We start from the raw sequence: 14,236 nt of genomic DNA, 5'->3' as shown, positions 1-14,236 counted from the left end.
TTATACACGCTCCTTTTCTTCGGTTTGAGAGTTAATAATTTCTTGATACACGCTATTTTCCGCCGCTAATGATTCATGTGTTCCATAGCCAGCAACTTGCCCTTTATCTAAAACTAAAATTCGCGTTGCATTTTTGACTGTCGTAATTCGTTGCGCCACAATAATTTTGGCTGCTTCTTTAAACTCTGTTTGTAAATGCTGTTGAATCAAAGCATCTGTTTTAAAATCTAGGGCTGAAAAAGAATCATCAAATACATAGATAGCCGCTTTTTTAATAAAGGCTCTTGCTAAACATAAACGTTGACGTTGTCCACCAGAAAAATTCCCGCCATTCTTCTCAACAGCTGTGTCTAATCCATTCTCATCGCGTAAAAACTCAGCCGCTTCAGCTTGTTCTAATGCCCACCAAATCAGTTCATCGCCTGCATCTGGTTTCGCTTTTTGTAGATTTTCTCTAACTGTTCCAAAAAACAAACTATTTTGTTGTGGTACTAAACTAATCTCATCATGTAACGCTGATTCCTTCCAATGACGAATATCTTCACCGAATAGCTTAATTGAGCCTTGGCTGACATCATAAAAGCGATTTATCAAATTAATTAAGGTTGTTTTTCCAGAACCTGTGCTGCCAATAATCGCAATAGATTCTCCTTGATTTACTGAAAAGTTAATATCTTGAAAAACTGCTTTTTCCGCTCCTTGATAAGTAAAACTCACATGGTCCATAGCAATAGTAGCAGCTGTTGAATGCTCTTGATGATGTGTGATTTCCCCGTTTGTAATCGCTAGCGGATGATCTAAAATAGCATGAACCCGTTTAGCCGAAACCTGACCTCTAGGAATAGAAGAAACAACATTGGTAATTAAGCCTACCCCCATTAAAATTTGTGTGCTATAGGCTGTTACTCCAATTAATGTCCCAATTTCCATTGAACCTGAATCAATAAAACCCGCTCCCAGCCAAGTAACAACAATCATCACGATACTCATTACTAAATACATAAACGGCATAATAAAATTCAACAATGTATTGGATTTTATTGAGATTCCTGTATAAGTTTGGTTTTCTTTCTCATAACGACTATACTCTTCATTTTCACGGTTAAAGGCATGAATAACTTTCATTCCAGTTAACCCTTCTTTGAAGATAAGATTTAATTTATCAATGCTTTTTTGCATTTTTTCAAATAGCGGATTAGAGATTTTAAAGACAATAATAGAAATCAACAATAACAACGGAACCGATAGTAAATAAGGAACCGTCAGTGCTGGACTCAAGCGATAGGATAAGTAAACACCTCCAACTAGATAAATCGGAGCTAAGATTAAAAATTTCAACCCCATTTCAACTAAAGATTGAATCTGAGTGACATCATTGGTATTTCGAGTAATCAATGACGAAGCACCGAAGCGATCAAATTCAACATTAGAAAAAGCTAGAATTTTTTGATAAACCTCCTCTCTGATTTTATTTCCTAAACGATAAGAAATTTTTGCTGAAATATAGGTATTCACTAGTGCTGCAGCAAAGCTGACTAATGAAAAACCTAACATAATACCGCCAATTTTTAAAATGTCTTGCATGTTATTATTAACAATCCCTTGATTAATCATGTTCGCTGTTAGTGTAGGAATATATAAATCACACGCAGCTTGAACCAGTAAAAATAGAATTGCCACGATTGCTGGCGTTAAAGCTAATTTTTTAAGCATTTTATTCATAACTGTTCCTCCGTATTCTGAATAGCACCTTTTTAACAGGTACCTTACATTTGAGAATATTACACTCTATTTCCAAATAAGTCAAGTACCTTACTAAAATTAATTCGGTACCTTCTGATTTTAGGTATTTAGTTGCCATAATGACTTATCTTTGACAAATAAAGCGTTTTCTTTCATACTAACAACAAGATATAACGCGGTCAAAATCGCTAGAATGGAGGAATTTTTATGTCAGCAATGATTTTTGTTAATTTTCCTGTGGCAGATGTTGAAAAATCAACAGCTTTTTATCAAAAGTTAGGTTTCACTGAAAATCAAGCCTTTTCTACCGAAGGTGCCACTGCTTTAATTTGGGATCAGCATTTTTGGATTATGTTATTAAGTCATGATTTTTATCAACAATTTGCTCCTAATAAACAAATTATCGATGCTAAAAATTCTACTGGTGTAATCGTTTCGATTCAGTTAGATAGTCCCACTGCTGTTCAAAAATTTGCTGAAATGGCTAAGGAAAATGGCGGTGATTTTTATAGTGTTCCTATGGGAATTCATGAAGATCAAATGTATAGCCTAGAAGTTCTTGATCTAGATGGAAATATACTTGAACCTATCTGGATGTTAGACTAAAGCAAAAAAGCCCACTAACTTTTTTAAGCTAGCGGGCTTTCCTTTATTTTTTTTGAATAAATACTTAATTAAACTTTTTCACCAAACGAAGCAAGCTTTTGTCAATCATTTAATTCCCCTATTTGAACTGTCTTCTTTTTCCTTTTTAAATACCAGGTCAAACTACCTACATGGACCATATAAATAATCGCCAATGTTACTCGCATCATTAAGTTATCAACAAAAATACATGGGATTAGAAAAACTATAAACATCACCACAAACATTTTTAACAGATTGATCGTTGAGATATTCTTTTGAATCAGCTGGTTCTCCACATATTTCTGATAACTTGGCGACTGAATGAATGTCGTATGTGACTTTTCTGAACTACGAATCCAAAAAAATCCTGTTAATAAATAAAACACGGTTGTTGGTAAAAAAGGCAAGAAAATTCCAACTGTTCCTAATCCAAAACTAACTCCACCTAACCCAATATATAACCATTTCTTCACGCTTCTACTCTCCTTATCAGTCCTCTAAATCTGTGTTGTATACACAATAGTGGATGCTTCACTATCCTTTTCGGTCCAGAATAACGCATAATTCGCTTCATTTGTCTTTGATATTTTTCTTGATAACAATGAACTAGACATTTTTTACAAGTCGTTTTTTCTTCGCCAAAACGGCAGCTCACTAAACGGCTATAAACGTAATCTTGCATTCTTTTTTCAGGGATTGATTGTTCAGTCAACTGATTTTGATAATAGAGTGCAATCATACAGTTGATTCATTTCATTTCCCCACGAATAACGGGACCATCCTTTATTTTTCTCATATCTACTTCTATTTATCTATTACTTCACATTCAATAATAGTATAGCATACAAGTAACCTTGCCAGAATGATTATCCTTGTCATTTTCTTACAAAAAAAAGATTGTAGGATTTTTGATCCTAACAATCTCTTACATCAAGACTTAATATTGAAATAACCGATAAGATTCTATCGCTACACACATTAGTTGGTTCTTTGCAGTTTCTTTCTTCAATGCATCTTCTAAAGAAATAGGACCCAATTGAATTGAAAATGTTGCAAGCAAAGTTTGACTTAACTCACCGATATCTTCGCTACGTCTGCCAACTAAAGCGATTACTGGTATATTGGCTTTTTGAGCAAGCTCACAAATTTTCATCGGTAGTTTTCCTTGTGCTGACTGAGAATCAAGACTCCCTTCACCAGTATAGATAACATCCGCCAGCTGTAATTTTTCGTCCAAATACGTTAGTTCTGAAATTAGATCAAAGCCCGAATGAATTGTACCGCCCAGTAAAACTAAACTTCCAGCGATTCCACCCGCTGCGCCGGTTCCAGCAATCTGATTTAAATCTATGCCTGAAGTCTTTTGCATGTTATCAGCAAATTTTTTCGCTTGTTGGTCTAGTAATACAATTTGTTCAACTGTTGCGCCTTTTTGTTTGGCAAAAACGTTGGCGAATCCAGATTCTCCATAAAAAGGATTGGTAACATCACTGCCAATCAGAATGTCGATTTCTTTTAACTCTTCTTTTAGTGGTTCAATCTCAACTTCCAAGTCTTTGGTAAACAATAAATTTTGATTTATCGTTACATCGCCTTCGCCTAATCCTGACAACAGACCTAAACCACCGTCAGAAGTTGCCGTACCACCAAGAAAAATGATGATACATTCACATCTTTTCACAAGTGCATCCTTCATTAATTGACCTAAACCAAAACTTGTTCCTTTTTGAATCGTTTCTGGACTTGGAGTAATACTTTCAAGACCAATCACAAGAGCACTCTCAATCAGTGCCGTACGTTTTCCATGCCAGTCTGTAATTAAATAGCTAACTTTTCTGATACGACCCAGCGTATCTGGAACTTCTATGCTCACTTCTTCAAATGCTACCAGACCATTTTTTAGAGCATTTAAACTGCCTTCGCCACCATCTGAAACTTCAAAAACATCTACAATACTTGTCGAATCCACTGTAGTAATCCCTTTAGCAATTTGCTGTCCGGCCTCTAAGCTTGTCAGACTGCCTTTAAAAGAATCCATCGCAACTGCTACTCTCATACCTCAGTCACCTCAAGCCAAGCAACGCCATATGGTGCAAGTGTTAATTTGTCTTGAATCGTTTGATTTGAAATAAGCTCTAAACCAGTCAACTCAGTTAATTCTATGGTTTCATTGGTAACATTTGTAAAGGAAAGCACTACTTGTCCAGTTTCTTCAGCTGTTCTTTTTAAAACAAAAACGTGTTCACCAAAATCAAGAACTTCTTGCTCTGCATATGGACTAAAACTTGCGTGTTCTTTTCTCAACTGAATTAATTCTGAAATCCCAGTAAAAATCTGATTTCGATAAGCATTTGTTTGAAGTTCCGCGATTAACTGATCTGCATCTAATTTTTCACGGTTAATTCGTCGATTAATCCCTGATTTATTAACAGCATCTAAGTCATTTTTAGAACCAAATAAAGAATGATAATAAATTGCTGGAACACCTACCATTGAAAGTAAGATATGATGAGCCGCAATCATTTTTTGAACGGCTATTTGTTCCTCTTCTCCATTGTTACGTAGCGCTTCTGAATAATTAATATTTAATTCATAAACTGTCTCTGATCCATCAGGATTAGATTTATAGGAAATTTCCCCACCATTTTCTTGAACTTTTTCAACCAATACTTGTCGTTCTTCATCTGTTAAAAGACCTTCAACTGGACGCATTCCAATTCCATCATGAGAGGCTAAAAAATTAAAGTAAGTTCCTGATTTGGAAACACGGTGAATTCCTTTAGCCCATTTCGATAGAGCCAAACTACTGTTTTGAGTAAACGTATGAAGCACTAAAGGTGGCAAAGGGAATTGATACACCATATTGGCTTCATCCTCCCCAACTCCAAAATAGCTAATATTTTCTTCATGAGGCACATTCGTTTCTGTAATAATCTGAGTATGAGGAGCAAAATAATCTAGGAGCAAGCGCCATATTTTAATTAGTTCATGGGTTTGCGTCAAATGCATCGAAGACGTGCCTGACTCTTTCCAAAGAAAACCAATCGCATCCAACCGAATCGAAGAAGCTCCTTGAAGCGCGTAAGTCAAAATAACATCAGTCAATCGTGCTAACATCGCTACGTCGCGAATATTCACATCCACTTGATCTTCGCTAAAAGTCGTCCATGCAGACAGTAACTCCCCTTTAGAATTTTGATACTCGTGAAATAACGGGCTCGTTCTCGGGCGCACTACATTCTCAGCATCAAAATCAGAACTTTTTTTGATAAAAGCTGTTTCAAATTCAGTATCCTGCTCTAAAAACTTTTGAAACCATTCACTTGATTTAGACATATGATTCGCCACAAAATCAAACATTAAACGATAGTCTTTTCCCAATTGTTCAATCATTGTCCAATCCCCTAAATCTGGGTCAATCTGATAATAATCTACTACTGAGAAGCCATCATCTGAGGTATATGGAAACATTGGCAAAAGATGTACATCTGTAATTAAGTTTTTTGCTACTTGATTTAACGTGTCGTCTAACGTTACTAACGGAGCTTCGCCAGTTCGTTGAATGCTATCTCCGTAGGTAATCAAATAAACATTTTTTTGACTAATGTTTGTTTGTTTTGGGAAAGTTACCTTTTCAAATTTGGCAATGACTTGTGCTAAGGCTGTCAGTGCTTTTTCTCCATTTAACTCTCCATAAACCGCGATTAATTTAGGTTTTATAGCCTTTTCAATTGGACTCATTTAGCTAGTTCACCTACTTTCTCTATTTTTAAAGTTGCATAATCTTTTGCTTTTAAAGTTGGAGTCGTTTGATGCAACAACTGTTCATCTAAACTTAGCGATTCACTATCTTTTAAAGGATAGTTTAAACCGATTGTTTCATGTTGTGGATTAAAGATTCTTAAGATTGTTGCTTCACTATCTTCTGCTTTCTTAAATGCACTAATAAATACACTTTTTTGAATAGTAAGCAGTGTTTTTTCAACTGGTAAATGAGTTAATCCTTCTGGTTGTGGCAATTCAAAGCGATCCAATCTTTCCTCAAAAACATTTAGCGCTTGTAAATGATAGGTTAACTGATGACTGGTAAATTCTTCAGCTGTTTGGTACGTCGCTGCTATATCTAATATCTCTGGAGACCATTTATAGCCATATGCAAAGGTTAACTCACCTTGCATCTGTGCGTTTGGTGTCCAAACGATTTTATTATTAATTCCAGAGGCCCTTCCTGGACGCCATGCAAGATCATCTTTACCCAGTAATCCAACACTTCTAAATAGGGTTAAACTTAAACAGTCTTGGGTTGCTTCGTATTCTTTAAGACCTTTAGTAAATAACGTCACATTTCCAGCAATTTCATTAACAGAAACAAATCGCTCCAACGGGTAAATGGCTTGAGGAGCCTCTGCAAAACCAGTTTCTCGCCAGTTTTTTAAATGTGGGTTTTGATTTTCACGTTCTAAGATCGAATAGCCTTGTTCAGCATAATTTTTACCCGTAAGATTTTCTCCTAAAAAGCGCACTCTAATTCGGTGATCTTTCACTTCATTTTTGATAGTATGCTGAATTTGAATTAATTCTGAACCAGTAATTAATTTGATTGAAGTTTCAATTACTTGTTCTTTTGTCAGTTCATTTCTTGTTTGAAAATCATGGGCTACTTTGATTGTTGTTTCTAAGATCATTTCGCTTTGCATAGCTGAAGTATGAACTGATTTTATGATAAAATCAGTTGAAAATGTTGGTTTAGCATCATTTGCAGGTGAATAGTCATAAGAATCACCAGCATCCGTTGTATTCTCAAAATCAAATAGCCCCATCTTTCTTTGACCATCTGATTTCCTAGTCAAGCAGATTTGTCCTTCAATTACTGAGATTTCATAATAACAGTTGGCGATAGTCGTTGTCTGTCTGTCTTGACTGATTTGATTTTCTTGTTGGCTAATAGTTAACTGCTTGTAACCAAAACCAGTAAAGTTAACTTCAGCAATCACTTCACTGCGATAATAACCAGGCAATTCAACTTCAACTTCTCCATCCGCAGTTACTTTTACTTGCTTTCCGCCAGAAATATACGTTTGTACATTAATACTTTGTGGCAATAACTGACCATCACATCCCACTAAGCACACATCTGGTTCTTTCGTAAATAAAGTAAAAGTTAATTTTTTACAAGTTGCTTTTGGCAAAAGATTAAAGGCAACAACTCCTGTCCCCTCTTCTCCTAAGATACCTCGACTAATTTGTTTTTTAAGAATATTAAGGTAATCATCGACGATTCGCTCCACTTTATTCAGACGGTTCATAATCTCTTGATTCGTTTCGTCTGAATTACAGCCACCGATTGAGTCATGGGCGTGTACATCAAATAATAAGGTTAAACACGTATGAATCCATGTTTGCGGATAATTTCCACCAAGCTGTTGACTTAGAACACCTAGAGGTTCCAATTGTTGATAGATTTTTTCTTCTACTCTTGCATTTGTTAATTTAATATCTACGCGTTGAGAACGAATGGTATTGTGTATTCTTGATTTTTGACTTGCAAGCAACTCGCCTCGGATTGTTTTGTATTTTTGTTGATCTTCCCCAGCTGACTCCATAAAGCTTTCATAATCCGATAAGATAAACTCATAGTTCAAGTCTTTTTGATTTAAAGCCTCGATTACTTTTGGAAAATTTTTTCTAACAAACACTTGATCACCACCTGCCGGCAATAATAAGGGACTGCCTTCTGGATTCATCTTCTCAAGCGATTCTAAAATAGGCAGCAATGTTTTAGTCAGATATTCATCATCATCCGCTAAAAATTTCCCTGGTCCATATCCAAAAAAAAGATTATTAGCAGCAATCGATTCTTTATTAGGTGCTTCCCAGATAAAATTCAGATTATCTTTGATTTGCTCCGTATATAAACCACGTTGTAAGACGCTGTGAGTGATCCCAAAACGTTTAAAAATACTTGGTAAATACGCATGCTGACCAAATACATCTGGCAAATAGCCGATATCCATTGAATGACCAAATGTCTCTGCACCTTTTTTCCCAATTAAAAGATTCCGAATAATTGACTCTGTTTGAACTAATAGCGTGTCATTTTGTGTATACCAAGGTCCAATATGCAGACGATTATTTTGAACTAGTTTTTTAATTCTAGCTTGATTTTCTGGTGAATGCTTTAAATAATCAGCAACCACTGAATATTGACCGTCAAACGTATAGGTTGGAAATTCTGGATGAGCCTCTAAATAATGAATTAACTGAGACATATTTTCTGTTAATAATGTATTTGAATCCTCTATTGAAAAATACCACTCACGATCCCAATGACTGTGGGGTACGACAAAAACTTTTCTCTTCATAACAATTTCACCTATCCTAAACTTAATTCGTTATTTTCTTAAAATAAGGATTAGGACAAACTCATAAAGTGCTTGTCCTAATTTCTAACTAATTAATTATCAACTTTTTCACCGTTCGCTTCTTTTTTCTTAATAATTGCAAAGCGAACAAAGATATTACCAAACGCTACAACCAATACACCGACTAATAGTCCAATTAAATAGGCCGGTAAATTAGTTACTAATGGCCAACCCCAAACAGCCGGTAAAGGCAACCATTGAACTGCACCTAATGCTACTGCTGTACAAGAACCAGCAATTGCACCTACAACATTAATCGGAATTGTAATTAGTGGATTGCGTAACATAAATGGAATTGCGCCCTCTGAAATTGCTAAAAATCCTAATAAGAAAGAAGTTCCACCAACTACTCGTAAATCTTGTGGGTAAACACGACGTCTTACAACAAAACGATCAATCATTGTTGACAATCCTAAACCTAGTGGTGGAATAACAATCGCTAAAACCCGAGGTGTAAGTGGGAAAATATGATCTGCTGATAAGCCAATTGCAATCGCACCAGCTGCCTTATTAATAGGTCCGCCTAAATCAAATGCCGTCGCTGCAGCAATAATCGCAGATAACCCTAATTGACCTGAACCACTCATACTCACAATTGCATCTGAGATTAATTTATTTAATCCACCAAACACAGGATCAACTATAAATAAATTTAAAACAAAAATAGTTAGTACAGATAAACCAGGAATCAAGAACATTGGTTTCATGGCGCTTAAATTCTTACTTAATTTAATTTTTTCATTTAGGAAACGGGATACATAACCAGCAGTTACACCTAAAACAAGTGCTCCTAAGAAACCGCTCGGAATCCCACCGTCAACACCCCAAAACGTATAATGCAAACCGCCAGCGAATAATCCACCAGCAAAACCAGCGATTAAACCAGTTCGATCGGCAATTGAATAAGCTGCAAACATTGCAAAGACGGGATAGATAAATTTAAATAACATATTACCAAAAGCATCTAGTGTGTGGAGAAACTCAATTAAACCACCAACACCATTGTAATCAGCGTTACCAATCGCACCAGGGTCCATGCCAAGTACTAGCGCCCAAGTTAGCTTAGCGATGCCAAGCATCAAACCTGCTGCTACAAGTAAAGGAATCATGTATGAAATCCCTGTCATAACTGCCGTCATCAACTCTGATTTAAGGCCTTTTTTAGGGGTACTCGTCAATGAATCTTCTTCACTTACACTACTGCTTGCCACAATTCCTTGAGGTTTTTTTAGAACTTGTTGAATTAAGCTCTGACTATTTTTCAAAGGTTCTGCCACCTTAACTTCAATATAAGGTTTTCCAGCAAATCTTTCGCGCCCCTTAACCTTTGTATCTACAGCAAATATAACACCATCTGCCGCTTCAATCATTTCACGCGTCACACGATCTTCAAGTCCATTGGCACCTTGTTTTTCCACTCGAATCGTAACACCTAACTCTTTAGCTGCCTTTTCTAAGGCTTCTGCAGCCATGTAGGTATGAGCAATTCCGGTTGCACAAGCAGTAACGCCTAAGATAAATCGATCAGTTTTCACTTGTGGTTCAGCTGATTTTTCTTCAATTGACTCATGATCTTTTTGGACTAATAATTCATAAAGTTCTTTTGAAGTATGCGCTTTCTCTAAACTGGCAACAAAAGAATCATCCATTAAATTCGTACTTAGTTTAGAAAGTAATTTTAAATGGGTGGAACCTGCTTCGGCTTCTGGAATTGCTAATAAGAAAATAATATCGACTTGATTATCAGGGTCTAATGATGGCCATGCTCTTTTTTTAAGTGGCTTATCTAATGTCATTACAGCAAATCCTGCCTTAACCACTGCAGCGCTTTTACCATGAGGAATAGCTAAACCTTTTTCCATTCCTGTTTCTGAGTGTTCTTCACGTTCGTATACTGAAGCAAGAAATTGTTCTGTATTTTGGATATATCCTTTTTGGTAAAGTAGATCAGTTAGCTCTTTTAAAATAGCTTCTCTTGTATCTAAAGATGTTTTTGCTTTGATTAATTCTGGTTGTGTCATCATAGAAATATTCATTTTAATTCTCCTTTTCTATTTGTTACATGCGCTTTCTTTACGCACTTAATATAACAATAAAAACTACTTTTTTTCATCCAATGTTTGGATAATTATCCAAGTTCATGTAGAATAGAATTATATTAGCTTGAAAGGGTGTTAAAAATGGGTCTTTTAATGGATTTATATGAAAATAAACTTACTGAATTAAGCGAATCAGAAAAAGCTGTTTTTTTAGAATTGGATAATTCTCCAGAATTAATTAGTCAGCTAAATCTTACAGACTTAGCTCACAAAGTCGCTTCTTCTAATTCTACAATTATTCGTTTGACGCAAAAATTAGGCTTTCAAGGATTCTCCCAGTTCAAATATGAAACAGATCGTTTGCTGTCACAAACTGTTTACATTAAAGAAAAAGATTTACTTGGTCAATATAAAAATTTTTTTCAAAATTCATTAGATTTAATAACATTAGAAACATTGGAATACTTCGCTCAAAAAATAAAACAAGCCAATAATCTTTTTTTAATTGGTGTCGGTCTAACAAAACCAATTGCTGAGTATATGAGCAAACGGTTGTACCAACTAAACCGTCCTTCCATGTATATTTATGAATCCCATATGTTAGACTTGCTGCCTCAACTGATTAAATCTGATGATTTAGTTATTTTTATGAGTATGAGTGGCGAAACAAAAAGCTTAACGGTCTCCGCTACAAAAGTAAAACAAAAAGGTGGAACTATTCTTTCCATCACCAATTCACCTTCTAATTCCTTGAATAAGATTGCTAATCGCAGCATCGCCAGCGGTGTGCCAACAAATGTCTTTCATAATTATGACATTACCTCCCGCGCCTTTTTAATGATTCATGCTGATTTAATTCTTGAAATTTATTTAAAGAAATATAGCAACGAATAACAAACACCTGATTAACTTCATTATGCTACGAATAATGTTTTCTGCCAACTGTTAACCTCGCCAAACAAAAAAAGTCCAACAATTTAACAATTGAAGGACTTTTCTTACTTATCACAAAACTAAATTTACTGAATACTGTTTTTAATTCTTGATAATCATAGGACAAAGTACTCAATGTGCCTAATTTGTCATTAAGGATACTTCATTTCTAGTTCTACTTCGTTAGTTGCTGAATCCATTTGTTGGTTTATGATATGAAACCCATTTCCTTCAAATAAGCTTGCGATTGAGCATACATCAAATTATCCGAAGCTTGTTTGCTATAATGTCCATCAATATAAACTTTCACCCCATAGCCATAGTCATCGGTTTGAACAATCTCAATATGCTGAGTAGGAGAGGCGTCGTTATAGTCAGAAATCTTCTTGTACCAGTCTTTTCCAGAACAATCGACATAGGTGTAAGTTCCAGTTTTCTTATCAAAACTCTTACTTTTTCCTAAATCATCCATTGCTTGTTCTAATTCATTTCCAAGTGCCACAAGTTCAGTAAAATCATTGGCATGGTTGGTTTCAAAGGTTTCGTATTTTTCCAATAAATCGACTTTTTTCTGGGTTTGTCCAATCTGGAAATCTTTGTAAAAAACACCAATTCCAGCTACATCCATCATTCCACTTAAAATATTAGTGGCAATCGTCTCCATTAAATCAGCTTTTTCTTGTCGCTGTAAGTAATGCCAATAATCCTGATACTCTTCCCATAGAGTCTTCTTTTTTGACAATTCAACTTTTTCATCGTCAACTTGTTGGAGCTGTTTTGAAATCGTATACGAGTCTAATTTGTCCTTCATTTAGAGAATACCTGCTTTACTTCTGCATCGGTTTCTCATAGGAATCACTCATTGCTAGAATGTTTTTCCATGGAAGTTATGAAGATAATTGCCATAAAACAATTTCTAAAAGAAGCAGAATAAAAAGAGAAAGATAAGAATGACTCTTCTAATCCGTAAAATACTATAAAGAAAGTCAATAGACCGCTAAGCTCTCCTAACGTTGCTATTGACTTTCTTTATTGGGGCATGTGCTTTTTATTCTACCCTTCCTGACTCTAGAGAAAATGTTGTTTTATCACCATCATCACATTCAATAACAATGGATTCTGTTCCCTCTAAGTAGTAATCTTCGATTACATTTCTAAATCCCATACTCCATAATAAAGAACCGCCATTTTCATAAACAAATACATCTAATTCACAAATGAATACAATATATTTAGAATCTGAATCTATCATTATTTCATATAACAGAGAAGGCAATTTTTCTTCAAACAATACAGTCTTAGTGGTATAGTCTAGACAAGCATAAATGCTGTTTATTCCTACGAATATATTATTTGATAAAGTTAACAACTTTATCTGGGGCTCCAAACCTACATCATAGTAAATAAATCCTATGTCAACCAAATTATTACTAAATTTTATGAATTTGTTACTTTCAGAAATTTCTTCACTGAATAAAAAAGAATTTTCATCTAAGCTTTGTTCTAGTTCAACCGCTGATTCATAAGATTTTTTCTCAAAAGAATTCATTTATTTCCCACCTTTAACAATTATCGTTAGTAGTCTATCTCCATCCCAAACAGATTCTATTTTTACGCCTCCGTTAGGACCTTTTAAAAAGCTCTCTCTTACAGTAGCTGTATAATTTACTGTTGGTGTACCAGGTAACTCCTTAGCTATATAGCTCCTAGATTCTATTTTTAAAATATTTGAAGAATCATTCACTACATTTTTCAAATGATTATTCAAAAGTTCTCTGCTACTTGGCGTATCATAAATACCAATCTTACTTAACTCACTTTGCATAGTTTGTGACCTTTGAATGTTGTGTTTATTTCCCTTGGCTTTTCCGAAAAGATAGTCAAGTTTATTTCCTATCTCTGGATTTTTTAGTTTTCCAGCCCCACTAGCTTTCTCAAGCTTCCCAACATCCTCAAAATACCCAGATTTATTCAACAGTTTCAATTCTTTTTCTGTCAAATTCAACCCTTTAAGAGCCTTATTTCCAGCTTTTAGTTCTTTCGCTGCCATCACCATTTTTGCTTGAGGTAATAACAAGATGGCTGTCCAAAGTCCAGCTTCTAAACGACTCGTTTTGTCACCCGTTAGCGGATCTTTTCCAGTGAATAGACGGTAAACATCATACGCACCAGTTAATTCTCCAGTCATTGTGACAGCGGTCCTACCCATTTCTTTCAAATAGTCTTGCGATTGGGCATACATCAAATTATCCGAAGCTTGTTTGCTATAATGTCCATCAATATAAACTTTCAATCCATAGCCGTAGTCATCCGTTTGAACAATCTCAATCCGCTGAGTAGGGGAGACGTCGTTATAGTCAGAAATCTTCTTGTACCAGTCTTTTCCAGAACAATCGACATAGGTGTAAGTTCCAGTTTTCTTATCAAATGATTTAGTGTTCCCTAAATCATCCATAGGGTGTCTTTTTATTT

At 35.3% G+C, this 14,236-nt stretch carries 12 protein-coding genes; 2 read left to right on the top strand and 10 right to left on the bottom strand.

Annotated elements, in window-relative coordinates; translation table 11 throughout:
- A complete protein-coding gene (locus BR43_RS16420; protein WP_034563916.1) occupies positions 1 to 1,722 on the bottom strand; it encodes an ABC transporter ATP-binding protein in 1,722 nt (573 codons plus the stop codon).
- Positions 1,723 to 1,950: 228 nt separating this feature from the next.
- On the opposite strand from BR43_RS16420, the gene BR43_RS16415 reads away from it, so the two are divergent.
- Positions 1,951 to 2,349, top strand: a complete 399-nt coding sequence (locus tag BR43_RS16415; RefSeq protein WP_034563913.1) for a VOC family protein — start codon at positions 1,951 to 1,953, stop codon at positions 2,347 to 2,349.
- Positions 2,350 to 2,450: 101 nt separating this feature from the next.
- On the opposite strand, the gene BR43_RS16410 is transcribed toward BR43_RS16415, so the two are convergent.
- The 6 genes from BR43_RS16410 to BR43_RS16390 form a co-directional block, all read right to left on the bottom strand.
- Positions 2,451 to 2,843: a YbaN family protein gene (locus BR43_RS16410; RefSeq protein ID WP_034563911.1), complete on the bottom strand. Its 393-nt coding sequence runs from the start codon at positions 2,841 to 2,843 to the stop codon at positions 2,451 to 2,453.
- On the bottom strand, positions 2,840 to 3,109 hold the full coding sequence (locus BR43_RS19715) for a nitrous oxide-stimulated promoter family protein (RefSeq protein WP_342668054.1): 270 nt from the start codon (positions 3,107 to 3,109) through the stop codon (positions 2,840 to 2,842). Before BR43_RS19715 ends, BR43_RS16410 begins: the two co-directional genes overlap by 4 nt.
- A 198-nt stretch (positions 3,110 to 3,307) precedes the next feature.
- The gene (locus BR43_RS16405; RefSeq protein WP_034563909.1) at positions 3,308 to 4,426 is read right to left on the bottom strand and encodes a glycerate kinase family protein; all 1,119 of its coding nucleotides are present in this window, start codon (positions 4,424 to 4,426) and stop codon (positions 3,308 to 3,310) included.
- Positions 4,423 to 6,111 carry a sugar phosphorylase gene (locus tag BR43_RS16400; RefSeq protein ID WP_034563907.1) on the bottom strand — a complete coding sequence of 563 codons (1,689 nt, stop codon included), beginning with the start codon at positions 6,109 to 6,111 and terminating at the stop codon, positions 4,423 to 4,425. Before BR43_RS16400 ends, BR43_RS16405 begins: the two co-directional genes overlap by 4 nt.
- Entirely contained in the window at positions 6,108 to 8,732 is a 2,625-nt protein-coding gene (locus tag BR43_RS16395; protein ID WP_034563904.1) for a glycoside hydrolase family 38 N-terminal domain-containing protein, read from the bottom strand. The genes BR43_RS16400 and BR43_RS16395 overlap by 4 nt, the downstream gene beginning before the upstream one ends.
- 92 nt (positions 8,733 to 8,824) lie before the next feature.
- Positions 8,825 to 10,828 carry a fructose-specific PTS transporter subunit EIIC gene (locus BR43_RS16390; RefSeq protein ID WP_034563902.1) on the bottom strand — a complete coding sequence of 668 codons (2,004 nt, stop codon included), beginning with the start codon at positions 10,826 to 10,828 and terminating at the stop codon, positions 8,825 to 8,827.
- 144 nt (positions 10,829 to 10,972) lie between these two features.
- Here BR43_RS16390 and BR43_RS16385 point away from each other — a divergent pair, with 144 nt between their 5' ends.
- Positions 10,973 to 11,725 carry a MurR/RpiR family transcriptional regulator gene (locus tag BR43_RS16385; protein ID WP_034563899.1) on the top strand — a complete coding sequence of 251 codons (753 nt, stop codon included), beginning with the start codon at positions 10,973 to 10,975 and terminating at the stop codon, positions 11,723 to 11,725.
- Positions 11,726 to 11,972: 247 nt separating this feature from the next.
- Here BR43_RS16385 and BR43_RS16380 read toward each other — a convergent pair whose 3' ends face one another.
- The 3 genes from BR43_RS16380 to BR43_RS16370 all read right to left on the bottom strand — a co-directional run bounded on the left by BR43_RS16380 (position 11,973) and on the right by BR43_RS16370 (position 14,219).
- Positions 11,973 to 12,575, bottom strand: a complete 603-nt coding sequence (locus BR43_RS16380) for a hypothetical protein (RefSeq protein ID WP_034563896.1) — start codon at positions 12,573 to 12,575, stop codon at positions 11,973 to 11,975.
- 237 nt (positions 12,576 to 12,812) lie between these two features.
- A complete protein-coding gene (locus tag BR43_RS16375; RefSeq protein WP_034563894.1) occupies positions 12,813 to 13,313 on the bottom strand; it encodes a hypothetical protein in 501 nt (166 codons plus the stop codon).
- Positions 13,314 to 14,219, bottom strand: coding sequence for a pre-toxin TG domain-containing protein (locus BR43_RS16370; protein ID WP_034563892.1), 906 nt, complete (start codon positions 14,217 to 14,219; stop codon positions 13,314 to 13,316). It abuts the gene before it with no gap.
- Positions 14,220 to 14,236: the final 17 nt, after the last annotated feature.

The sequence above is a fragment of the Carnobacterium gallinarum DSM 4847 genome, from assembly GCF_000744375.1.
Taxonomy (GTDB): domain Bacteria; phylum Bacillota; class Bacilli; order Lactobacillales; family Carnobacteriaceae; genus Carnobacterium; species Carnobacterium gallinarum.
The sequence above is the reverse complement of the archived record's forward strand: the minus strand, read 5'-3'. Positions and strand labels throughout refer to the sequence as shown.

Excerpts from the sequence above, each read along its gene's own strand:
- BR43_RS16405 (WP_034563909.1), bottom strand. The coding sequence starts at position 4,426 with ATGAGAGTAGCAGTTGCGATGGATTCTTTTAAAGGCAGTCTGACAAGC.
- BR43_RS16385 (WP_034563899.1), top strand. The coding sequence starts at position 10,973 with ATGGGTCTTTTAATGGATTTATATGAAAATAAACTTACTGAATTAAGC.
- BR43_RS16415 (WP_034563913.1), top strand. The coding sequence starts at position 1,951 with ATGTCAGCAATGATTTTTGTTAATTTTCCTGTGGCAGATGTTGAAAAA.
- BR43_RS16400 (WP_034563907.1), bottom strand. The coding sequence starts at position 6,111 with ATGAGTCCAATTGAAAAGGCTATAAAACCTAAATTAATCGCGGTTTAT.
- BR43_RS16420 (WP_034563916.1), bottom strand. The coding sequence starts at position 1,722 with ATGAATAAAATGCTTAAAAAATTAGCTTTAACGCCAGCAATCGTGGCA.
- BR43_RS16390 (WP_034563902.1), bottom strand. The coding sequence starts at position 10,828 with ATGAATATTTCTATGATGACACAACCAGAATTAATCAAAGCAAAAACA.
- BR43_RS16380 (WP_034563896.1), bottom strand. The coding sequence starts at position 12,575 with ATGAAGGACAAATTAGACTCGTATACGATTTCAAAACAGCTCCAACAA.
- BR43_RS16375 (WP_034563894.1), bottom strand. The coding sequence starts at position 13,313 with ATGAATTCTTTTGAGAAAAAATCTTATGAATCAGCGGTTGAACTAGAA.
- BR43_RS16370 (WP_034563892.1), bottom strand. The coding sequence starts at position 14,219 with ATGGATGATTTAGGGAACACTAAATCATTTGATAAGAAAACTGGAACT.
- BR43_RS19715 (WP_342668054.1), bottom strand. The coding sequence starts at position 3,109 with ATGATTGCACTCTATTATCAAAATCAGTTGACTGAACAATCAATCCCT.
- BR43_RS16395 (WP_034563904.1), bottom strand. The coding sequence starts at position 8,732 with ATGAAGAGAAAAGTTTTTGTCGTACCCCACAGTCATTGGGATCGTGAG.